Origin of the sequence: Bengtsoniella intestinalis (assembly GCF_039719005.1) — a bacterium.
In the GTDB taxonomy this organism is placed as follows: domain Bacteria; phylum Bacillota; class Clostridia; order Oscillospirales; family Oscillospiraceae; genus Oscillibacter; species Oscillibacter intestinalis.
In genome coordinates, this window is the sequence record NZ_CP133584.1 from 713,462 (window position 1) to 736,921 (window position 23,460).

Genomic DNA, 23,460 nt, shown 5'->3' on the forward strand with positions numbered 1-23,460 from the left:
CGAACATGAAAAAACGCTTACTTAGCTCATTTTTGGTGCTGGCCATGGTACTTACCATGCTACCCACCACGGCCTTTGCCACGGAGGATGCCTACGATGACCAAATCGCCATCGTGGATGAAATCGACGAGGTGGATAACACTGAGGTCGTGGACGAAACCGACGAGGTAGATGACACGGACGAGGTAGACGATGCCGACGAGGTGGACGACACTGAAGTCGTGGACGATGCCGACGAAGTAGACGGCACTGAAGTCGTGGACGACACCGACGAGGTTGACGACACCGACGAGGTGGAGCCAATCGATGCCGTTGACGAAATCGACGAGGACGACACCTACACCATCGAGGACGACACCACGGTGGTTGGCACCGTATCGCTTGTGGAGCAGGTGGAGCTATGGGGGCAGTCTGCCCTGAGCACCGTGTCCGCAGACGACAGCACATCTTCTGCTGTCATCGGCATCGATAGCACCAACCCCTTCTATATCGGCAATGCCACCATTCTGGCAGAGTTGGCAACGCTGGTCAACGCTGGCACGGACTACTATGGCTATAGCTACGCCGATGCCTATTATGTCATGGTGGCGGATATTGATTTGTCTGGCATGGAGTGGACAGCTATTGGCACAACTGACAACACTTTCAACGGCTCTTTCCAAGGTGGCGATTACGTCATCATCCTCAGTGGCGATGACTATGTTAGCACTGCCACAACCACTGGCTACGGTCTTTTTGGTGACGTAAAGGGTGCGACCATTTCTGTCACCGTGTGGAATGATGCTTACTGGACGCATTTTGCGGCGAATGGTTTTGATGGCGGTAGCGGTACGGATAGCGCTCCATACGAAATCGCCACGGCGGAACAGCTGACTCGATTGGCTGTGAACGTCAACAGCGGCACAAATTACAGCGGTATGTATTTTGAACTCACCGACAACATCAACCTCTCTGGTCATGAGTGGGAGGCGATTGGTACATCTAGCAATGCCTTCGCAGGTAGCTTTAACGGCAATGACTACACCATATCTAACTTATACATCAACACCACCAGTGATTACCAAGGTCTCTTTGGCTATGCTTCTGGAGCAACCATCAAAAACGTCTCCGTCTCTGGCTCTGTTACAGGTGCAATGTACACAGGCGGCGTGGTGGGGTATAACTATGCTACTAACAGCGGCACCGCCACAGTGACAAATTGTTACAACACCGCTACCGTCAAAGGTACTCAATATGTCGGTGGCGTGGTGGGGCATAATGATGCTACCAGCGGCACTATCACCATGACTGGCTGTTACAATACAGGAACCATCAATGCCACTAGCTCACCCAGCGCTGTTGGCGGCGTGGTGGGGCAAAACACCGTTACTAGCGGAACCATTACTTTGACAGGCTGTTACAACACAGGCGATGTCAGTGGCGATGGCACCAGCGTTGGTGGCGTGGTGGGGCGTCACTACGTTAACAGCGGCAGTGACAATACCATCACTGTGTCCTATTGCTACAATACAGGTGACGTTACGGGCGCTAAATACAACGTCGGCGGCGTGGTGGGGTATAACTACTCCAACTTCTACAGCAACTGCACCGTGACCTATTGCTACAGCACAGGTTCGGTTAGTGGAAGCTACAGCGTCGGCGGCGTGGTGGGGTATAACTACAAGGGTATGGGCACTGCCAAAGTACAATACTGTATTGCCCTCAATGAAAGTGTCACAGCTACAGATGAAACCAAAGTCGGTCGTGTGGTGGGTTATAACGAAGACGGAACATACAATGACAACTACGCTTGGTCTGGCATGAATTGCACTTCTACATCCAATGGCGACAACGGCACAGATTTGATCTACACCGCTGGCACTGGCTTTAACACCGCTTGGTCAACCATCTTTGGTAGCGACACCTACTGGACTGGCACCGCCACCCAGCTGCCCAATGGCGACGCTGTGCCTAGTTATATCAGCACTGGCACAGGCGACACAACGGAAAATGACGACGGCGCATGGGATGGCTCGACGAAAACAACATGGACAACAGGCACTGGCACAGAAGATAGCCCCTACATCATCACCACAGGGGCACAGCTTGCCTATTTGGCATCCAATATATCCACATATAAAAGCGCTTACTTTGAACTTGGTAACGACATCGACTTGGGTGGCTACACTTGGACACGCATTGGTAATGCTAGCAACAACTTCACAGGCACCTTCGATGGCGGTGGCTATACCATCTCTGGGCTGTATATCAGTAGCACCACCTACCAAGGCCTCTTTGGTTACAACACAGGCACCATCAAAAACCTCAATGTAGAGGGCAATGTTACAGGAACCTACTACCTCGGTGGCGTGGTTGGGTATAATTACGATGGCACCGTGGAAAACTGCTCCTTCTCTGGAAGTGTCATAAGTAATAGCACTTCTGATCTTTATGGAGGTGTCGGCGGTGTAGTGGGGGTTAACAGCACTGGTGGCATTGTGGATAGTTGCTTTAACGCTGGTACTGTCTCAAGTGATGCTATATATACCGGCGGCGTGGTGGGGCGTAACTACATGGGCACCGTTAAATATTGCTACAACACTGGCTCTGTCAGCAGTACTAAAACTGATGTCGGCGGTGTGGTTGGACGTACTGAGACTACCAACACGGGAGTAGCTACAGTGTCTAACTGCTACAACACTGGCACCGTCACTAGCACTAGTCTCGACGTTGGTGGTGTGGTTGGATGTAACCGTGGGTACAACAACACGGCTACGGTGATAGATTGCTATAACACTGGTGCGGTTTCAAGCACTTACACTGCAAATACATATATTGGTGGTGTAGTTGGCTACAACTATGAAACTGGCTCTGCTGGCAATGCTTATGTAACCAACTGCTACAACACTGGCAAAGTGACGGCTTCCAACTGGCGGGTTGGTGGTGTGGTTGGGGGGAACACAGCTTCAGGCACTAGCACAAACACGGCAAACGTGACTAACTGCTATAACACAGGTGATGTTATCAGCACAGGCGGCTACGTCGGCGGCGTAGTGGGAGAAAGCTACGCCAATACTGGCACTACCGCCATTACAAACTGCTATAACACAGGTAATGTAACAGGTGATGGCACCGCTGTCGGCGGTGTAGTTGGGTGTGACAGGGGTGGTACCGTCTCCAACTGCGTCTCCCTTGCCAACACCATCACAGGCACCAGCGATGTGGGGCGTGTGATTGGCTCTAATGAAGAGGGCACACTCAGCGGTCTTTACGCATGGTCGGGCACCACTGGTGGTGGTGACGACAAAGCCACAGACGGCATCGACGGCGCTGACCTCTATTACAATTCCAGCGCAGGGTTCTCCATTGCTGACGGCACCTTCTCTTGGTCAACCATGGGTTGGACAGCGCCAAGTAGCAGCTATCAGCTCCCCAGTCTCATGGGCGAGATTGTCCAGAATCCGCTGGCAAACCTAGAATTTATCACCATCACCATGGGGACAGAAACCGTCACCATTGAAACTGGTGGTACTTTGACTGAAGATGATTTGGGCGGTATCAACTGGTATGTCTCTACCGATTCCACCAAAACCCTAGTCACCACCAGCACCACATTCTACGCAGATACCACCCTAACCTACGACCCTGTCGCCACCGTGACGGTGGGCAGTGCAATCACCAACTATTCCTCCCTAGAATCAGCCGTGACCTACGCCAACACCAACGACGGCACGGTGAAACTGCTGGCAGATGCAAAAACCACCGCAACCCTAAGTATCACAGGCACTGTGACACTGGATTTGAATGGTTATAGTATCACTTGCTCTGGCAATGACACCTACGCCATCACCGTGACTGGCAGCTTGACACTGAAAGATAGCGATAGCGACAACAGCGGTTCTATAGTTGGTGGCATCTATCTGGCAAGCGATAAGACCATCACCCTAGCCAGCGCCTACACAGGTGATGCAATCGCCATTACCACCCAAACCGCCCCATCTGCAGACGCTCCTGTCACCGTGGTTGTGGCAGATAGCAACTATAATGGCGGCAAGCTCACCAGTACTGATCTTGCCAAGTTCTCCTATAGTGGCACTGGCGACATGGTTCTGCTGGCTGATAAAATCCAGCTTGTGGTTTGGTCGTATACCGCCAACACTGCTGGCGACACCATCACCGCCGATAGCAATTCTAGCGATAGCACAACAGGCGACGGCGGTAGCGTCAAACTCACTGCATCTGATGGCACCTATAACGGCACTTCTACCTTCGGAGCCACCGCCACAGAAAGTAGTTGGCTGGCAGGAACCTACACCGTAGACTATTATGATAGCTCTAGCAATAAATTAAGCAGCGCCCCCTCTGCTGTGGGTAGTTATACTGCGAAAATCACCTTGGGTGGCGTTACGGCTTCGGTTGCGTACTCCGTCACCGCAATGGCTGGTAGCGGCTCTGTATCTATGGCAAACTGGACGTATGGTGGAACTGCAAGCACACCAAGCGTGTCTAGCGACACCAACGGCACTGGTAGTGTGACCTATAAGTATACAGACACGGGCGACTATGACAGCGAAACAGCACCCACCAACGCTGGTGAGTACACCGTTACCGCAACCTTCGCCGCCTCTGGCAACTATGAGGAAGTAACGGCAACCGATACGTTTACCATTTCACCTGCGACTTTGACTGTCAGCGTGGTGACAGTGGATAATGGCATCAGCAAAACCTATGACGGCACCACCAATGCACCCACCACTGTGCCAACTCTCAGCGTGTCTGGTCAGCAAAATAGCGAAACCATCACCGCCACGGCCACTGGGTGGGGCTATAATAATGCGGACGTAGACAATGCAAGCACCATTACCGTAACTGGCTATACCATCAACTATGGTGAAGGGGTTAGCTCCAGCAACTACACCGATGGCACCACAGGCGATTTGACCCATAATGCAACCATCACGGCGAAGGCCTTGACCGTGTCCGTGACTGAGAACTTGACCATCAGCAAAGTCTATGATGGCACCACCAGCGTTGAGTCTGGCGATGTGGGCTTGACTGTCAGCGGTACGGTGGATGAAGAAACCGTCACAGCCAGCGGTACTTGGGCATATGCAAGCTCTGGCGTTGGCAGTAATATCACCGTCAATGTCACTGACATTTCTGTGACCGCCTCTAACAACTATAGCTATACACGAACTAATTTGTCCACCAATGGTGCCATTACCAATGCCACCATGAGCGATCCAACCGTCACGGCGTATAGTGGTACCTATGATGGCACAGCCCACGGTATCAGCGTCACCCCAGCGAATGGTGCGACTGTGACCTATTCTACAGCGGAAAATGGCACATACAGCGAAGATGCTATCACCTACACCAATGTAGGCGAATATACCGTCTACTATAAAGTCACAATGGCGAACTACGACACCATCTCTGGCTATTCTACTGTTAAGATTACAGCAAAAGAGTTGTCCGCCAACTGGACAGGGTACACCACCAGCTATACCTATGACGGCACAGAGCAGAGCTATGGTACTACATTGACAATCGATGGCGTGAACAATGACAAAGTAGACTTGACCGTTGCCATTGCTGGCACTTTCAAAGATGCTGACACCTACACCGCAACGGCAACTTTGCCTAGTTCTTATACTAACTATACCTTGAGCGAAACAGGCAACACTACAACGGTCACCATTAGTCCCAAGGGAATCACCGCACCTAGCTATACTGATATAAGCACTGCTTACACGGGCAATGCACACACCCCGAACTTCCCAGATGCTACAGATGATTATAGCGTGGTTTGCAGCTATACAGGTGACATTATCAACGTAGGCACATACACGGCAACCTACAGCTTGAGCGACACCAGCAATACAGTGTGGAGCGCTGGCGGCACCGACGATATTGTATTCACCTATGAAGTGACCAAAGCAACCAACAATACCATTACAAGCTTGGCTATCTCTGGCTGGACCTATGGCGGTTACAGCCAAGAAACCAACAGCCCATCCATTACATCTTCAACCTTTGGGGCAAGCACGGTTACTTATACCTATTCTGTGAAAGATGATAGCACCTACAGCGCAACCGTCCCCACCGCCGCTGGCACCTATACCGTGAAGGCCACCATTGCCAGCACCGACAACTACGCTGGCGCAACGGCGACTACTGACTTTACCATTGCCAAAAAAGACATCACCATCACAGCAAATGCCCAAGAAGTGGTATACGGCACCGCAATCTCCACAGGTACTAGCTACGTCTCCGACAGTACGTTGGTGAGTGGCGATACCATCACCGCCATCACTTTGACCCAAAACGCAACCAATGTGTCTGGTGATAGTCATTACACCATTAGCCCATCTGCCGCCACTATCCAAAAGAGCGGCACAGATGTGACGAGCAACTACACCATCATCTATGCAACGGGCACATTGACCATCACCGCAAAGCCCATCACCATCACCGCAAGTGCTCAAGAAGTGGAATACGGCACTGCAATTTCCACTGGCACTGGTTACGTCAGCCACAGCGACTTAATCACAGGAGATAGCCTTTCTACCATCACCTTAACCGCCAGCAGTACCCAAGTTGTGGGCGACAAAACCATCACCCCATCTGCTGCCACCATCACTGGCGCAAGCAACGGCAACGCCAACTACGCCATCACCTACGCAACAGGTGCATTGACCATCACCGCAAAAGAAGTTGGCCTCACTTGGTCTGATAACGACGACAGCAACACCACCGATTTCTCCTTCGTCTATGACGGCTCTGCTGTCTCCGTTACCGCTACGGCTACTGGTGTAGTTGATGGCGACAGTTGCACTGTCACCGTGTCTGATGGTGCAGAAACAACTGTGAATAGCTACACCGCAACCGCCACGGGGTTGAGCAACAGTAACTATAAGCTGCCCAGTGCCGTGACCCAATCCTATGCCATCACCGCACAGCCCATCACCTTCGTGGTATCCAACAACAGCTACACCTATGACGGCACTGCGAAATATGCAACCGTGGAACAAACCAGCACGGAAACGGTGACCATTGCAGACAAGTTCGCTGTAACCTATCAGCAAAGCGACACTACTGTTGCAACACCCATCAATGCTGGCACCTATGACATCATTGTCACCCTCAGTGACGATAACTTCTCCTTGGCAGAATCCAAAGTAGGCACACTGACCATCAGCGGCGAAACCGTGTCTATCACCCCCACCGCTTCTGCCATCACCTATGGTGAAACCTTGGCAGACAGCACTCTGTCTGGCACGGCAACTGCAAGCTCCAACAGTGGCACAGAAGTAGCTGGTGAGCTTGTTTGGGATGACAATACCTCCGCACCTCAAGTGTCTGACAACAACACCACTACCTACGGATGGACATTCACCCCAACGGACACCAACTACACCGCCACTTCTGGTACTGTGACTTTGGTAGTCAATCCCAAACCCATCACCATCACCGCAAGTGCTCAAGAAGTGGAATACGGCACTGCAATTTCCACTGGCACTGGTTACGTCAGCTACAGCGATTTAATCACAGGGGATAGCCTTTCTACCATCGTCCTAGCCGCCAGTAGCACCCAAGTGGCAGTAGACGGCAAGACCATTACCCCATCCGATGCCACCATTTCCAGCGGCAACGACAACTACGCCATCACCTATGTAACAGGTGCATTGACCATCAATGCCAAGGAAGTGTCCCTCTCTTGGGATGAAAACCCCACCTACAACGGCACAGTGCAATCTATGACCGCCACCGTGGATAGCAGTAGTTTGATTGAGGGCGACACCGTCACTGTTACCGATTACACAGGTAATACCTTGACCGATGTGCAGTCTAGCAATGTCACCGCAACGGCAACTGCCCTTAGTAGCACCAACTACAAGCTACCCACAACAGCAACCCATGATTGGAACTTGGTTAAAGCACAGGTTTCTGTCACTTGGACAAACGACAGCGACAGCGTGTATACTGCAAGCGAGAGAGATTTCCCCACCGCCACCTTCTCTGGGTTTGATAGCACAGGAGCAAGCACAAATTTGACTTTGACTGTCACCAAAGATGATAGTCAAACCTTCCAAAATGCAGGGGACTATGACTTCACCGCCACCTTGACCACAGAGCAAGCAGTCAACTACGAATTTGTGGCTGACGTCACCGACACCACCGACGTGACCATTGAAAAAGCCCCTGTCACCTTTGCTGTGTCCAACAACAGCTACACCTACGACGAAGCAACTCACACTGCTACCGTGACCCAGACCGCCGAGGAAACCCCTAGCATTGGCAGTGGCTTTACCGTGACCTATGGTAGCGACGATTCCAGCAATAAAACCGCTGTTGGCACCTACGACATCTATGTAGAAATCACCGACGACAACTTTATGTTCTCTGACGAGAGCAGCAAACAAGTGGTGGGTACACTGACCATCAGCAACGAAACCGTGTCTATCAGTCCTTCGGCCTCTGCCATCACCTATGGGCAGACCTTGGCAAACAGCAACCTGTCTGGCACGGCAACTGCAAGCACCAACAGCGGCAAAACAGTAGAGGGTAGTCTTGTTTGGAGCACAGAAACCTCTACAGCACCACAAGTGTCTGACAGTGAAACTACCGAGTACAACTGGACATTCACCCCAACGGATACCAACTACACCGCCACTTCTGGTACTGTAACTTTGGTAGTCAATCCTAAGGCCATCACTATCACCGCCAATGACCAAACCGTAGAATATGGCGCCGATATTTCCACTGGCACTGGTTACGTCAGCCACAGCGATTTAATCACAGGGGATAGCCTTTCTACCATCGTCCTAACCGCCAGCAGTGACCAAGTAGTGGGCGACAAGACCATTACCCCATCTAGTACCACCATCACTGGCGCAAGCTATGGCGAGAGCAACTACGCCATCACTTATGTGGACGGCGATTTGACCATCACCGCCAAAGAACTGACCATCACAGATGCAACTGCAACCAACTTCACCTACAACGGTGGAACTACCGTGGCTGTCTCTGGGGGAGCACTTGTTGGACTTGTAGAGGGCGATGCCGTGGTTTTGGTTGACACCTCTGCAACAGGCACGGTGGATGACAAGAACGTGGCCGCAGACAAGGCCGTCACCGTCTCTGGCTACACCATTTCTGGCGACGATGCTAGCAACTACACCTTGACCCAGCCCACCGATGTGGTGGTGACCATCACCGCAAAATCCACCACCGCTGTGTGGACTGGAACCACCACCGTGTACACTGGCTCCGCCCAAGCACCTAGCGTATCTTTGACAGGGGCAGTGGCCGACGACACTGTGACCATCGCCACCGCAGATACCGCCACTACCGCTGGCACCCATACCATCACAGCGGCCTTGAGTGGCACAGATGCAGGCAACTACACCATCACCAATCCCACCACCAGTTTCACCATTTCCAAGGCACCTGTGACCTTCACAGTGAGCAACAACGTGGTGGCCTATGATGGCACTGCCAAGACGGCAACGGTATCTAGCACCCCAAGTGTGAGCTACGACATCAGCTACAAAAACAGCAAGGGCGAAACGGTAGAAACCCCCACCGATAGTGGCACTTACAGCATCTACGCTGAAATCAGCAATCCCAATTACCGCCACGCAACCACCACCAGTGGTTCTGCCCTGCAAATCGGCACGCTGACCATCTACACCGTAGCACCTACTGTTTACACCGTCACCTTTAGCGATGGCACAACTGGTTTGGAGGGTATCTCTGGCACCATACACACCCTGCCTATTGCTACGATTGCCACAAAAACTGAGGACACTGTGGATTACAATTTCACAGGCTGGAGCTACAACAACGTGACTTACAAGGCTGGCGACCTGTTCACCCAGCCCAGTACCAACGTGACTATGACCGCTGTGTATCAAGCGGTGTACGGCATTATTGGTTCTGTGGATCAAGTGGTGACTGGTTATGATAACGAGCCACTTGACAATGTTGTGGTAACCCTCATGTCCGGTAGCAATCAGATTGCCCAGACCACCACTGCAACCGTGGACGGAACCGCTGGTGTATACAGCTTCTCTAATGTTCCTGCTGGCACCTACAACATCGTTGTCACCTATGACGGCGTGACCAGAACTTCTGTTGTCACCATCAGCGACGGTGATGTGACCATCGACACCATCACCATGCCAGAGGGCATCACCAACTCTGTGGTGGAAGTCACCGCAGGTACTCCCGACGTGGTAGTTGGCGGTTTGGATGAGATTTTCGACAGTGTTGACGAGATTGTTTACACTGCGGAAGATGCCACAGTCGTCGCTGACGGTGGCTCCGTGGAACTGAATCTCACCGTGGAAGAAATCACCGAGACGGTGGACACAAGCACCCAATCTGCCATCGAAGAAGTGGCTTCCAATGTGGGCATCTATCTGGACATCAACATCACAAAAACCGTAACGGATGTCAGTGGCACGGTGGATGAATCCGCCAGTGGCAATGTCTCTCAAGTTCCCGATGTGCTAACCTTCATCATTCCAATTCCTGCGGACTACCAAAACAAGGCCAGCTATTCCATCTTCCGTGAACATGAAGGCGAAATCCAAGAAATTTCCACCACCGCAAATGCTGATGGCGAGTACATCGTGGTCAACGAGGACAAGACGGAAATCACCCTCTATGCCAAGTATTTCTCCACCTATGCACTGACTTACACCGAGTACAGCACCAGCTCTGGTGGCACCTCCTACTACTCCTCCAGCGTGGCCTCTACCGACAATGGCACGGCATCCCTCAGCTCTAGCCGTTCTACCATGAACACCACAATCACCATCACAACCACCCCAGACGATGGCTACGAAGTGGGCACCGTGACTGCTACCTACAGCTCTGGCCGTGAGATCGATGTCACCGACAATGGCGATGGTACCTACAGCTACAAGCAACCCGGTGCTAGTGTGACCGTTACTGTGACCTTTGTGGAAATCGGTAGCGAAACCGAGAGCGAAGATACCTTCTTCGTAGACGTAGACGAGGATGACTGGTTCTACGATGCCGTGAAGTGGGCAGTGGAAAATGGTGTGACCTCTGGTACCACTACAACCACCTTCTCCCCCTATGACATCACCACCCGTGGTCAAACCGTCACCTTCCTGTGGCGCTCCATGACCAACCCAGAAGCCCTCAGCGACAACCCATTCTTCGACGTTGCTGACGATGCGTACTACGGCGAAGCCGTCCTCTGGGCATACGAAAACGGCATCACCATGGGCACCAGCGATACGACCTTTAGTCCCGATATGGACTGCTCCCGTGCCCACATCATCACCTTCCTGTGGCGCATGATGGGTGAGCCTGTGGTAGAAACAGAAAATCCCTTCACCGATGTCAGCGAAGATGCTTATTACTACAATGCCGTCCTCTGGGCGGTCAGCGAGGGCATCACCTCTGGCACCACCGCAACAACCTTCAGCCCCGATAAGGACTGCACAAGAGTCGAGATTGTGACTTTCTTGTATAGAGCCTTGGCAGATTAAATCCTAGTTTCAATCCAGTGGTGATGCACCTCGTGCATCACCACTGGGCACAATAGTAATATTTGAGTAAACCTACTGAAAAGTAGGGACACAAAGCTACAGGGGCTACTACTCCCGAGCCAGCCAGCTGCATTGGCACACATTCAACTGTGTGCTGATGCAGCTTTTTTTGCCCTTTAGCACAGCACTAAATAAAATTACACATGGGGTAAAACTGCCGTAAGGCAGTGACACAAAACTACAGGGGCTTGCATTGCTGAGCCAGCCAGTTGCATTCACTTCGCACTTCGGTGTGAGGCTAATGCAACTTTTTTTATGCCCATTTTTATTTCCAGAAAGGATGCCAATATCATGTACGCAGTCCACATAAGCGACCAAAAATATAATATGATTTGGCCTAATAATCGACGAAAAAAGGGTGTATTTACAGCTCATAGCTGTGAATACACCCTTTTTATATTTTGTCGAATTTCCTTTTATTGTGTCATTTCCCAACACAGTTTTTCCTTTTTCGACCCTCCACACTCCATCGCATCCTAACACAAATAAAAGCGATAGAGTAACCAATTTTTATATTTGGAGGTGTCCAATCCCCAGCGGATAGTGTATGCCTAACTCTGTTGATTTCCCGAAGGAGAAACCAACACATGGCAACACCCATCACCAGCACATGGCAAGCCTACATAGCTAAATACCCGTAATCTCCGATTTTTTGACCCCAAATCAAAAAATCATAATACAGGAGATTACGAAAATGACCACACCGAAAGAATTTGATTATGACCTATGGACCACCGAGGACGGTAAATGCTATATGCGAGTAAAGCGCACTGGCGAGCAGTGCGAAATCAATCGAGAGACCATGCGACTACTCCGTAGCGAAGCTAAGAAGATGCAACGAGAGCAAGAGGGCATTCCTGTGTATGGGGTGCGAAATGGTAAGAGCGTGGTGGTGGAGCGAACCACCATGCTGTCTCTGGACTATGTGTCCGCCGGTGAGGACATGGATTCCGCATGGGCAGTAGATGCCAGCCAGACAGAGCAGTCCCACATGATATCCGCTTTGGAGCAAGAACTCCGTGAAGCCTTAACCTCCAAGCAATTGGATGTCTACATACATTGTCTACTGGGTGGGATGACACTTCGAGATTATGGTGAGCAAAACAACGTAAATGTCAGCAGTGTGCGAGACCTTGTCACAGGAATTCGAAAAAAAGCAAAAATTATTTTTGGGTGATACCCCACAAACGGTCATGTTTTGTACGTTGTAGGGTGAAAAGGACTTGAAGTCTTTTCCTCGCACCTTGAAAACTTGACAGGGGCATACGGTTCTGATGTGCAAGATGTGCCACAGGGCTTCCGCCAGACAAGCAAAAAATCTAAGGCAATACTTGTCGTATTAACTGGATTTTTTGCACAGCATGGTGGGAGCCATGGGGTGCAGATTGTGCGTCAAGAATCGTATGTCGCTGTCACTATACCAGCAGTACGGGAACCGCCCCCATCTAAGAGCACTCGACCAGTGTGCGCCAAGACCCCTGCAAGTGGTGACAGCCTTGCAGGGCGAGCGATTTCACCTCGTTGACTGTGGCAAGGCACGCCATAGCGCATTGACGATTTGGGAGCAGACAATGAGACACCACGCACGGCCTACGCATGAGATAGGTGGGTTGCCCTTGGGTTGAAAGCAGTGAAGACCCTTGATACATCACCCGTGAGACTTCTAGCCAGAAGTCACCTGTACTGTTCCTAATCCATCGGGATGCGAGCCGCAAATAGATGGAACCCCTTTTTATATATTTTACGATTGGAGAAGGATTATGAATACCTTAGACCAACAAAAGATAGCCCACCAACAAATCGACCATATCTTTACGAAGCTATTTCCCACCGTGGGCATGACTGTGCGACAGTCGCAAATCCATCTTGCCCACACCATGTTCGACCATATGGTGAACAGCAAAATCTCCCTCAATGACGCTGGCACTGGCAGTGGAAAAACCTATGCCTACCTCGTTGCCAGCATTGTATTTATTCAGTATCGAGCCAACTGTGGGCTATACTTTGCCCCTGTGATTATTTCTACCTCTAGCATCGCCTTGCAAAATGCGGTGCTGCGAGAATACCTCCCCCTGCTGTCCAGAGTGCTGGTAGCAGACCAGATTTTAGACAATCCCATTCGGGCTGTTGTCCGCAAGGGAAAACGCCACTATGTGTGTGATGTAAAGTTGGCTCGTGCGATCAGAAAACTTTCTGGGGCAAAGAAGAACAAAGAAGCCGCCAGAGCCATCCGATCCCTGCAATACCGTGTGGACGTGGATGGTGTATCCGTCACTCCCTTTGACCATCAGCAAATCTGTGTGCCACCCAAATGCCAGTGTCGCCACAGAGACTGTCGCTACAAGCGATTTATCAATGGCTGTCAAACGGAGCAATATCACTTTCAAATTTGCAACCACAATTATTTGATAGCCGACGGCATCCACCGTGACTCTGCCAAGCCAGCCCTATTCCCTAGCCCCTGCACCGTCATTGTGGACGAAGCCCATAAGCTTCCCGAAACGGCACGGCAGATGTTTGGAGTCTCCCTCACCAGCACACAGATTCCGACCCTCATTCGCCATTTGCGAGAAGCACGCCAACCTCAGTGGGCAGAAACCCTTCGCCGCAGTAGTCTCAACATTTATACCATGTTGTCCGCCCCTTGGGATGAGGGCATCGCTGTGGAGGACTACCAACAGAAGCTACTGCCTGTCCAGAAAACACTGGAGGGGCTGTACAAGTCACTCTACCCACACTACCCCTTAGACCTCCTAGATGAAATATCATCGCTACTGAACACTGTTTCTCTTTTGTCAGCCAATCAATCCAAGATGGTGTGTTACACCAGTGAGGATGAAAGCAATCGTACTCAGTTTTGTGCCACATCCGTGGATTTGACAAGCCGACTGAAGTCCACCCTTTGGAACCAGAACTGTCCCTTTATTTTGACATCGGGTACACTGGCTGTGGGGCACGATTTCCGTCGTTTTAAGGAACTGGCTGGTCTAGTGGAGGAAGTCAAAGTGGTGGAATCGGTGTTGCCCTCTGCCTTTGATTATGGCGAGCATTGTATGCTGTACTTACCAGACCATCCCTTGCGTTTAGACGGCGACGCTTATGCCCAAGAACTTGCCGAGGAGATTCGCTCCCTTTGTATGGGAAGTCACGGACACGCACTGGTGCTGTTCACTTCCTATGCCACCATGACAGCGGTAAAGCAGTGCCTAGCAGTAGAGCCGCTACCATATCCGCTATTCACCCTTGGGAAAAACAACGCCCATACCCTAGAACGATTTCGAGCCACCCCCGGTGCTGTCCTCTTTGCCACTGGCTCTGCGTGGGAGGGGATGGACTTTCCCGGTGACTGCGTGTCCCTGCTCATCATCCCTCGACTGCCATTCCCATTCCCTGATGCCCTCAAAGAGCGTGAAAAAGAACAGTATCCCACCTTGCAGGAGTTCATCCAATCAGCGGTCATTCCCGAAATGCAGATGAAACTGCGCCAAGGATTTGGACGAGCCATCCGCACCGAGACGGACACTTGTGTGGTTGCCATCTTGGATGAGCGAGCCACTGCAGATGGCAGATACCACCACGAGGTGTTGACCGCCCTGCCAGACTGTCCTGTCACCGACCAAGATTGGCAGATTGAAGCCTTTCTTCGTCGCACTAAGGAGGACGGCTACTTCGAGGAGGGGCGACTATGAGCGAAACAAAACGAAAACTACAATGCCAGATAGCCCTGCAGGTCCTAGCCAAATTGCAGGACGCAGGGCTCCTGAGTGCCGAGGAAGTGGACAAGGTTTCCACCCTCACCAGAAGCCACTATGCCATCCGAAGTGTCTGGGAATTGTCATAGCTATTCCATCACTTCTGTGGTAGTGTTGTGGTCAGAAATTAGGAAGGAGGATCGACCATGTTGCAGAAAACTGTCACCAAGATTGATGCTATCAAAACCAATCGAGACAAGCTACGAGTGGCGGCCTACTGCCGTGTTAGCTCCGACTCCGCTGACCAACTCAATTCCTATGCCACCCAGATTAAAGCCTACACCCAGATTATCACCAGTCAAGCCGATTGGGAACTGGTGGACATCTATGCCGACGAGGGTATCACTGGCACCAAGCTGGAAGGACGAGAGGAGTTCCAGCGGATGATGTCCGATTGCCGAAAGGGTCGGGTGGATCGCCTTCTGGTAAAATCCCTCTCTCGCTTCGCACGAAATACCAAGGACTGCCTGTCGGCCCTTCGAGAGCTGGCAACACTGGGTGTCACTGTTAAATTTGAAAAAGAGAATATCGACACTGGAACGCTCACCACGGAACTGATGGTGAGCGTTTCTGGCGCTCTGGCACAGCAGGAGTCAGTGTCCATCTCACAAAACCAACGACTGAGCTACCGCCGACGGATGGAGCGTGGGGAGTTTATTACTTGTAAGGCACCCTTCGGGTATCGCCACATTGGATGCAGTGCGCTAGAGATTATCCCAGAGGAAGCCATATTCATTCAAGAGATATTTTCTCGTTACCTCAGCGGAGAAAGCACAGCAAGTATTGCTCGCTATATGAGCCAAACAGGTAGTAAGACAAAGGATGGCAATGCTCGTTGGAATGCAATCACCATCCAAACCATTTTACGAAACGAGAAGTATGTAGGTGATACACTCTGCCAAAAGACATTTACTTCTGACTTTCCCTTTGTCAAAAGAAAAAACACTAGTGTATGTGACCAATATTATGTTGAGAATACTCACCCGGCAATCATTAGCCGAGATAGCTATCTAAGAGCGCAAGCGCTACAGGAACGAAAAGGAACACGCAATCCTCCAAGGCATCCGCAATCTCAGCTTACTAAGAAAATAAAATGCGGTTGCTGCGGAGCAACCTTCGTTCGGCGAATCAGCCCTAGAAAGAATACCTACTGGTCTTGTCGCACTCACGATATAAAGGCTGGAGACTGCCCCGTAGGGCGTACCCCAGAGCCAGAGATTTTCCGCACCTTCATCACCTTATACAACAAGCTAAAATCTAACCATGCAGACCTCTTCCCACCAACCCTACGGCAACTGGAAGAACTGCAAACCGCCCTACAGCGGAACAATCCTCACCTTCTAGAAATCAACACCGCCATCGCCCAGACTGCCGAGCAACAGCATAAAATCCAAAAGCTACAGACGGCAGGGCTCCTCGATGCAGAAGCCACCCTCGCCAAACGCACCGCCCTCCAAGCCCAAATGACGACCCTGCGCCATCAGCGGAGACGGGTTATTGAGAATGAAGACATCGAGGAACGAGTGGACGCCATTCAGCAAACCATCGCCATCTTAGAGCAGGGGCCAGACCACATGGAAGAACTAGACGAACCACTCTTTGAGGAACTGGTGGAGCAAATCACCATCGACCAGCATGGCAATATGACCTTCCACCTCTACGGTGGTATCACACTGACCGAGGCGGTTGCACCATGAGTAATCGAAAAAACCTATACGGCTACACCATCCAGAACGGCTCCTTCACAGCGGTAGCCTCCGAATCGGAAATGGTGAAAAAGATATACGGCTGGTACTGTGAGGGCAGTTCCTATCTGACCATCGCCAATCGGCTCAACAGCGAGGGCATCCCATACTGGGTGGACAACCCCCTCTGGAACAAGCACAAGGTGAAGCGACTGCTTGAAAACCCACGGTACACTGGGCAGGACGGCTACCCTCCCATCATTCCGATGGAAACCTTCCGCATGGTGCAGTGCATCATTGGTGGCAAAGGGAGCAAGGGAACCAGAGTCGAAAAGTCCAGCCCCACAAAACCGCCCATAACACCCTCAACCTACGTCTATACCCCCACAGCAGAAGTCCTCCGCAACAATAATCAAGTCAATCACGGAGTGGATCACCCAGACAATCCAAACGAGGTAATCGACCTCATATTGCAGGGAATTTCCATCCGATATCAATGTTTGGGGTAGCAAGAAGCGAACTACTATCGGTTTTCGCAAACAGATTTTCCCCTATCGTGCAGAAAATCCCTCGACAATACGCCAAGTATTCTCTTCGTGATTTTATTTCGCTAGAGAAAAATCTGATTGTGAAAACTGCGATGCACCCATCGGCTAGATATTTTTGAGGGATTTTGGGTGCGAAAGAGGCAGCCTTGCTGACGCAAGGCAACGATGACAAACTCAAAATCACCAGAAAGAGCAGCCGATGGGCGATAGGAGTTCGCTCCTTGCTACCCCCACCAGACAGGAGTGAGAACATGATACAGACCACGGAGCGCCGAGTGCGGATGATACCAGCCGCCCAACAGACTGCCACAGGCACCACCCAAACCAAAAAGCTACGAGTGGCGGCCTACTGCCGAGTCTCCACCGATAGCGACGAGCAACTCACCAGCTACGAAGCCCAAAAGAGCTACTACACCGAGAAAATCGAGTCCAATCCCGATTGGGAGATGGCTGGCATTTATGCCGACGAGGGCATCTCTGGCACTGGGCTAAAAAAGCGAAAAGAGTTCAACCGCATGATTGCCGCTTGCAAGCGTGGTCGCATCAATCTCATTCTCACAAAATCCCTCTCCCGATTTGCCCGTAATACGGTGGACTGTCTGGATACCGTGCGCACCCTAAAAGCCAACGGCATCGGGGTCATATTCGAAAAAGAGAACATCAACACGCTGACCGAGAGTAGCGAGTTCCTCATCACACTGTTCAGTGGCTTCGCCCAAGCGGAAAGTGAGTCCCTCAGTCAGAACGTCCTCTGGGGCAAGCGAAAACGAATGGAGTCGGGAGAATTCACCTTCCCCAAGCTACTGGGCTACCAGAAAAATGATGACGGTACCATCGAAATCATCCCAGAGGAAGCGGAGACTGTCTGCTACATCTACCGCCGTTACCTCGAAGGAGCCAGTATCGCCACGCTAAAAACTGAGTTGATAGAAACAGAACGTCTCACCAAGAAGGGCACCCTCAACTGGGGGCATCAAGCCATCCAGAACATCCTCGCCAATGAGAAATACATCGGGGATGCCCTCCTACAAAAGACCTTCACCCAAGACCCCATCAGCAAGAAGGTCATGAAAAACCAAGGGGAGCGCCCCATGTACTACGTGGAGAACCACCACGCCGCCATCGTGCCACGAGACATCTATGCCAGAGTGCAGGAGGAACTGGCACGGCGAAACTCCAAGCGAAAAACCATGGAGAACACCACCACGGAGCAGGGGAAATATTCAAGCAAATACGCCCTATCCGAATTGCTAATTTGTGGCGAGTGTGGATCACCTTACCGCAGAGTGACATGGAGCAGAAACGGCACCAAACGCATCGTCTGGCGATGCACCTCCCGACTGGCAAACGGCACAAAATTCTGTCAGCACTCACCCACCATGGAGGAGGAGAAACTCCACAGCCTTATCATGGAACAGATTCACGACTTCGTCAGCACACAGCAAGAAGTCCTGCCAACCCTGCTGGATCACATCACCCAAGTGGTGAATGGGCAGGGGGATGACGGCTGTGAGCAGCTACAAGATAGACTGCTGGAGATTACCAACCAACAGGCAATCCTGCTGGAGATGGTGCTAGAGGACATGGACAACCCCGACCTGTCCGCCCAAATGCAGAGCCTTGCAGAGGAGAAAAAAGTCCTCCAGCACACGCTAGACAGCCTAGCCCCCAAACGCCCCACACAGCCCAGCGTAGAGAGCCGTGTGGCACAGATTGCCCACTGGGTGCAGTCCCTACAACCCGAAACCCAGTACAGCGACGACCTCATCCGCCAAGCCATCCAGCAGATAACCGTGCAGGACAGCGAGACGGTGGGAATAAAATTCAAAGGAGCAACCTAACTATGTATAATGTACCATCCAGAGAAGAAGTGAAGTATTACAAAGACACCTACCCAGCTGGCACCAGAGTCCGACTCCTCTCCATGAGCGACCCTCAAGCTGTGCCATCTGGCACCATGGGCACGATTATTTTTGTCGATGACTTGGCGCAGGCGGTCATGAAGTGGGACAACGGACGAACCTTGTCGTTGGTTTTGAACGTGGATTGCTTCGAAGTGTGCAACGACGCTCCCGTTCAGAAGTCCAAGCCCCAGAAGAAAAATATGGCTCGGTAAATAGCAATAGGCTAGGCCACCAGTACGGATAACGTGCTGGTGGCCTAGCCCTTTTTTACGTATTCAATTATCTTTTGAGTGAATGCCAGCCGCAGGAAACTTACCATATATCGAATTGGGGGTCTTCCTCCGCATCCGCTTCTTTCCCAGAATTTATAAGTTTATACATCCACTTGTAGAGGAATTTTTGTCCAGCAGAATTGACTTTTATGAGTTCCTTATAGCAACGCAATAGATAGTTTTTTTCTGCTACTTCTGGGCTCTCTATCTCTAAGAAAAGAAGTGCAATGCTTATATTAAGGGCTGTTGAAAACTTGGATAATAGCGCAACGGTGATGGCAGTTTCACCTCGCTCAATGTGTTCCACGTAGGTTGCAGACTCCCCGATGAGTGTGCCAATTTCTTCCGCAGATAATCCCTGCTCCAAACGATGCTTTTGCAGACACATCCCTGTAGCAACTGTTAACTTATCCATATCGTCAGCCCTCCCATATAATTTTAGCACAATTCGTTTTGTAACTTTAACTATATCAGTAATTCTATAAACTGTAAATAAACTGTAGGTCAATTTTTGTGACTCACAGTAACAAAGTAAAACTTTTCAAGCAATTACCAGAGCGCAAGATTGAAAAATGAGTGCATCTTTTTTGGCCACTACATCCACGAAAAACGACGGCTTTGCCGTCGTTTTTTTCGTTGCGGAGATTAGCGGCATTGCCTTTTGCAGACTTGTTACCTTAGTCTGATTTCGTAAAATGTTGCCCTCTGTTTCCTGTCGCGATTTAATAATGGGCAAATCGATTCAATTTGAGGGGGCAAGCCCCCTCAAACTCCCCCCAGTGCTGTTTTTAGCGGTTGGGTGACCAAACTGCGAGGCCAGTCGAGCTCCCCCAGATGGTGCAGGCTTGTTGGGCGGTGCATCTTTTTTGGCCACTCTATCCAAAAAATCCGAAGTAGATTTATCTACTTCGGATTTTTTTATAGTGCCTGCTTCTCTGTCGCGATTCTTTATTTTGGTGGAGATTAGCGAGATCATTTACCTTTTGTAGACTTGGTGGTGCGCGTTGTAACAACGTAACAGATAAAAATCTTTTCTGGTATTATTAAATTTTCCTATTTTGGTTATTTCAACAAGGTCAGATGGGGTGTACAATGCAGGTGGTTGTACGCACAACTAATATCTAGCATGACTTAGGAGAATAGTATCATGGAAAAAAATCAATACGCGTTAAACAAGGAGCTTGCACAAATGCTCAAAGGTGGGGTCATTATGGATGTGATGACACCAGAGCAAGCCAAGATTGCTGAGGCCGCTGGCGCTTGCGCTGTGATGGCCTTGGAGCGCATCCCTGCGGATATTCGTGCGGTGGGTGGTGTTTCACGGATGAGCGACCCCCATATGATTAAGGAAATACAAAATGCTGTGAGCATCCCCGTGATGGCCAAATGCAGAATCGGTCATTTTGTGGAAGCACAGATTTTAGAAGCCATTGAAATCGACTATATCGATGAAAGCGAAGTGTTGACCCCAGCAGATGAGGTGTACCACATCAACAAACGAGACTTTAGCGTACCCTTTGTCTGCGGTGCGAAAAACTTAGGGGAAGCTTTGCGACGTATCAACGAAGGCGCCACCATGATTCGCACAAAAGGCGAGCCCGGCACAGGGGATGTTGTGCAAGCTGTCACCCATATGCGCATGATGCAACGGGACATAAAGCGCTTGCAAGGCATGGATGAAAACGAACTTTACAACGCAGCAAAAGAGCTACAGGTGCCCTATGATTTGGCGCTTTATGTCCACCAAAACGGCAAGCTTCCTGTTGTCAATTTTGCCGCAGGTGGCGTGGCCACACCAGCGGATGCGGCGCTGATGATGCAACTTGGCGCAGAAGGGGTTTTCGTTGGCTCTGGCATTTTCAAATCAGGCGACCCTGCAAAACGTGCAGAAGCCATCGTGAAAGCCGTTACCAACTACAACGACAAGTGCATCTTGGCCCAAGTTTCTGAAAATTTGGGTGAGGCCATGGTGGGCCTCAATCCCTCTGAAATCAAGATTCTCATGGCTGAAAGAGGCATCTAATGAACATAGCAGTTTTGGCGCTACAAGGGGCTTTTATCGAACATATTCAGATGCTAAAATCATTGGGTGTGGACACGACGGAAATACGAAAAAAATCTGATTTCAATCAGAACTTTGACGGCTTAATTTTATCTGGTGGCGAAAGCACAGTGATGGGGAAACTATTGCATGATTTAGACCTTTTCGAGGATATGAAAATAGCCATTGAAGGTGGTTTGCCTGTGTTCGGCACCTGTGCAGGGCTGATTTTGCTGGCGAAAAACATTGACAATCAAAGCAAAAATCACTTGGCCACCATGGATGTCACCGTTCAGCGCAATGCCTTTGGCAGACAATGTGCCAGTTTTTCCACCACCCATCCGTTCCATGGCCAGCAGATAGAAATGCGATTTATCCGTGGGCCTTATATCAGCGATGTAAAAACCAATGTCACCATTTTAAGCGAATATCAAGGTAAAATTGTGGCTGTTCGACAAGGCAATCAACTGGGTGTTGCCTTCCATCCCGAGTTGACAAAGGACACCACTGTACACAATTATTTCTTGGATATGATCAAAAGCAGCCACGTTGCAGCGGAATCCTAAGGATCGCCACAACTACATCTATCCTTGCGCCGTATCTTTTTACCACTCTATTTAAAAAATCCGAAGTAGATAAATCTACTTCGGATTTTTTACTATTTTCTTTAGGATTTATTCTTGTGGTACAGACGACGGCCTGCGCAGTCTGCCATGGGGATGCGCCAGTAGCATTTGGGGCAGTAGAGACATTTGCCCACATCCTGATTGGCTTTGGCATCGTTTGCCCAGTTATAATTCACCAGCACGCCGCGACCGATGCAAACCATATCCAAGTCTCCTTGGGTCAAAATCGCTTGGGCTTGGGCAGGGTTTGTGATTTGGTTCACCCCAAAAACAGGGATGTTCACATGGGGCGCAATCTGGCTGGCACCGTACACATGGGGAGAGAATTCGTAGTCTGCTGGGGTAGGGTCATCCATTTGGAAGGAGAACCCAAAGGATACATTTAAGTAGTCAAACCCTAAGGATTCAAACACTTTAGCATGGGCAATGCCTTGGTCAATGGTGGGTTCATAGGCACCCATTCGAATGCCCACAATAAAATCGTCTTTTGTACAGGCGCGAATTTTTTGGATGACATTTTTTACAATTAAAAGTTTATCTTCACCATAGGCATCGGTGCGTTGATTGACTCTAGAGTTTAAGAATTGGGTGAGCAAATAGTTGTGAGCGCCATGGATTTCCACGCCGTCATACCCTGCTTGTTCTGCCCGTTTTGCCGCCGCCACAAATTGGGATTCGATGGTTTCAATTTCCTCCAACGTCAACGCTCTGGCTGTTTTATTGTTGACCGTACAGACAGAGGATGACACCACCTCTTCTGCACAGCCCATCACCCCAGCATGGTGAATTTGCACCACAACTGGTACATTTTCTTGGTGCACACACGCTGCAATTTGGCTGTGTCCTTGGATTTGACCGTCTTCCCACAGCCCCAATTGGTCGTGAGAAAGTCGCCCAGATTTGTCGATGGCAGTGGCCTCTACAATCACCAGACCAAAACCGCCTTTGGCAATGCTGCCATAGTGGTTTATATTTTTCTCCACCACGTAGCCACTGTCGTCGGTAAAATGATAGCAGACCATGGGTGGCACGCAAATACGGTTGGCAATGGGGTATTTCTGA

At 50.5% G+C, this 23,460-nt stretch carries 12 protein-coding genes and 2 riboswitches; of the genes, 10 read left to right on the forward strand and 2 right to left on the reverse strand.

The window, feature by feature from the left end; all coding sequences use genetic code 11:
• Positions 1–5: 5 nt before the first annotated feature.
• From RFF05_RS03595 to RFF05_RS03630, 8 genes are all read left to right on the forward strand, one after another.
• Positions 6–11,510, forward strand: a complete 11,505-nt coding sequence (locus RFF05_RS03595; RefSeq protein ID WP_409969050.1) for a GLUG motif-containing protein — start codon at positions 6–8, stop codon at positions 11,508–11,510.
• 55 nt (positions 11,511–11,565) lie between these two features.
• A riboswitch (cyclic di-GMP riboswitch) is annotated at positions 11,566–11,645 on the forward strand.
• 62 nt (positions 11,646–11,707) lie between these two features.
• Positions 11,708–11,787, forward strand: a riboswitch (cyclic di-GMP riboswitch).
• A 477-nt stretch (positions 11,788–12,264) separates the two neighbouring features.
• The gene (locus RFF05_RS03600; protein WP_409969051.1) at positions 12,265–12,747 is read left to right on the forward strand and encodes a hypothetical protein; all 483 of its coding nucleotides are present in this window, start codon (positions 12,265–12,267) and stop codon (positions 12,745–12,747) included.
• A gap of 583 nt (positions 12,748–13,330) precedes the next feature.
• Positions 13,331–15,259: an ATP-dependent DNA helicase gene (locus RFF05_RS03605; protein ID WP_409969052.1), complete on the forward strand. Its 1,929-nt coding sequence runs from the start codon at positions 13,331–13,333 to the stop codon at positions 15,257–15,259.
• A complete protein-coding gene (locus RFF05_RS03610; RefSeq protein ID WP_409969053.1) occupies positions 15,256–15,411 on the forward strand; it encodes a hypothetical protein in 156 nt (51 codons plus the stop codon). The genes RFF05_RS03605 and RFF05_RS03610 overlap by 4 nt, the downstream gene beginning before the upstream one ends.
• 57 nt (positions 15,412–15,468) lie before the next feature.
• The gene (locus RFF05_RS03615) at positions 15,469–17,019 is read left to right on the forward strand and encodes a recombinase family protein (RefSeq protein WP_409969054.1); all 1,551 of its coding nucleotides are present in this window, start codon (positions 15,469–15,471) and stop codon (positions 17,017–17,019) included.
• Positions 17,016–17,516 carry a recombinase family protein gene (locus RFF05_RS03620; protein ID WP_409969055.1) on the forward strand — a complete coding sequence of 167 codons (501 nt, stop codon included), beginning with the start codon at positions 17,016–17,018 and terminating at the stop codon, positions 17,514–17,516. Before RFF05_RS03615 ends, RFF05_RS03620 begins: the two co-directional genes overlap by 4 nt.
• Positions 17,517–17,806: 290 nt before the next feature.
• Positions 17,807–19,396, forward strand: a complete 1,590-nt coding sequence (locus tag RFF05_RS03625) for a recombinase family protein (RefSeq protein ID WP_409969056.1) — start codon at positions 17,807–17,809, stop codon at positions 19,394–19,396.
• 2 nt (positions 19,397–19,398) lie between these two features.
• Entirely contained in the window at positions 19,399–19,671 is a 273-nt protein-coding gene (locus tag RFF05_RS03630; RefSeq protein ID WP_409969057.1) for a DUF4314 domain-containing protein, read from the forward strand.
• Positions 19,672–19,771: 100 nt separating this feature from the next.
• Here the strand turns inward: RFF05_RS03630 and RFF05_RS03635 are convergent, their stop codons facing one another.
• On the reverse strand, positions 19,772–20,146 hold the full coding sequence (locus RFF05_RS03635) for a helix-turn-helix domain-containing protein (protein WP_409969058.1): 375 nt from the start codon (positions 20,144–20,146) through the stop codon (positions 19,772–19,774).
• 732 nt (positions 20,147–20,878) lie between these two features.
• Here RFF05_RS03635 and pdxS point away from each other — a divergent pair.
• Both pdxS and pdxT read left to right on the forward strand, forming a co-directional pair.
• The gene (pdxS, locus tag RFF05_RS03640) at positions 20,879–21,754 is read left to right on the forward strand and encodes a pyridoxal 5'-phosphate synthase lyase subunit PdxS (protein WP_409969059.1); all 876 of its coding nucleotides are present in this window, start codon (positions 20,879–20,881) and stop codon (positions 21,752–21,754) included.
• Positions 21,754–22,338 (forward strand): pyridoxal 5'-phosphate synthase glutaminase subunit PdxT, encoded by a 585-nt coding sequence (gene pdxT / locus RFF05_RS03645; protein ID WP_409969060.1) that lies wholly within the window; start codon positions 21,754–21,756, stop codon positions 22,336–22,338. Before pdxS ends, pdxT begins: the two co-directional genes overlap by 1 nt.
• A gap of 101 nt (positions 22,339–22,439) precedes the next feature.
• On the opposite strand, the gene RFF05_RS03650 is transcribed toward pdxT, so the two are convergent.
• On the reverse strand, positions 22,440–23,447 hold the full coding sequence (locus RFF05_RS03650) for an NADH:flavin oxidoreductase (RefSeq protein WP_409970071.1): 1,008 nt from the start codon (positions 23,445–23,447) through the stop codon (positions 22,440–22,442).
• Positions 23,448–23,460 lie beyond the last annotated feature (13 nt).

What these genes read in the sequence shown, in the direction of transcription:
- RFF05_RS03620 (WP_409969055.1), top strand. Translation starts at nt 17,016, where the DNA reads ATGAGTAATCGAAAAAACCTATACGGCTACACCATCCAGAACGGCTCC.
- RFF05_RS03605 (WP_409969052.1), top strand. Translation starts at nt 13,331, where the DNA reads ATGAATACCTTAGACCAACAAAAGATAGCCCACCAACAAATCGACCAT.
- RFF05_RS03630 (WP_409969057.1), top strand. Translation starts at nt 19,399, where the DNA reads ATGTATAATGTACCATCCAGAGAAGAAGTGAAGTATTACAAAGACACC.
- pdxT (WP_409969060.1), top strand. Translation starts at nt 21,754, where the DNA reads ATGAACATAGCAGTTTTGGCGCTACAAGGGGCTTTTATCGAACATATT.
- RFF05_RS03595 (WP_409969050.1), top strand. Translation starts at nt 6, where the DNA reads ATGAAAAAACGCTTACTTAGCTCATTTTTGGTGCTGGCCATGGTACTT.
- RFF05_RS03600 (WP_409969051.1), top strand. Translation starts at nt 12,265, where the DNA reads ATGACCACACCGAAAGAATTTGATTATGACCTATGGACCACCGAGGAC.
- pdxS (WP_409969059.1), top strand. Translation starts at nt 20,879, where the DNA reads ATGGAAAAAAATCAATACGCGTTAAACAAGGAGCTTGCACAAATGCTC.
- RFF05_RS03635 (WP_409969058.1), bottom strand. Translation starts at nt 20,146, where the DNA reads ATGGATAAGTTAACAGTTGCTACAGGGATGTGTCTGCAAAAGCATCGT.
- RFF05_RS03615 (WP_409969054.1), top strand. Translation starts at nt 15,469, where the DNA reads ATGTTGCAGAAAACTGTCACCAAGATTGATGCTATCAAAACCAATCGA.
- RFF05_RS03610 (WP_409969053.1), top strand. Translation starts at nt 15,256, where the DNA reads ATGAGCGAAACAAAACGAAAACTACAATGCCAGATAGCCCTGCAGGTC.
- RFF05_RS03625 (WP_409969056.1), top strand. Translation starts at nt 17,807, where the DNA reads ATGATACAGACCACGGAGCGCCGAGTGCGGATGATACCAGCCGCCCAA.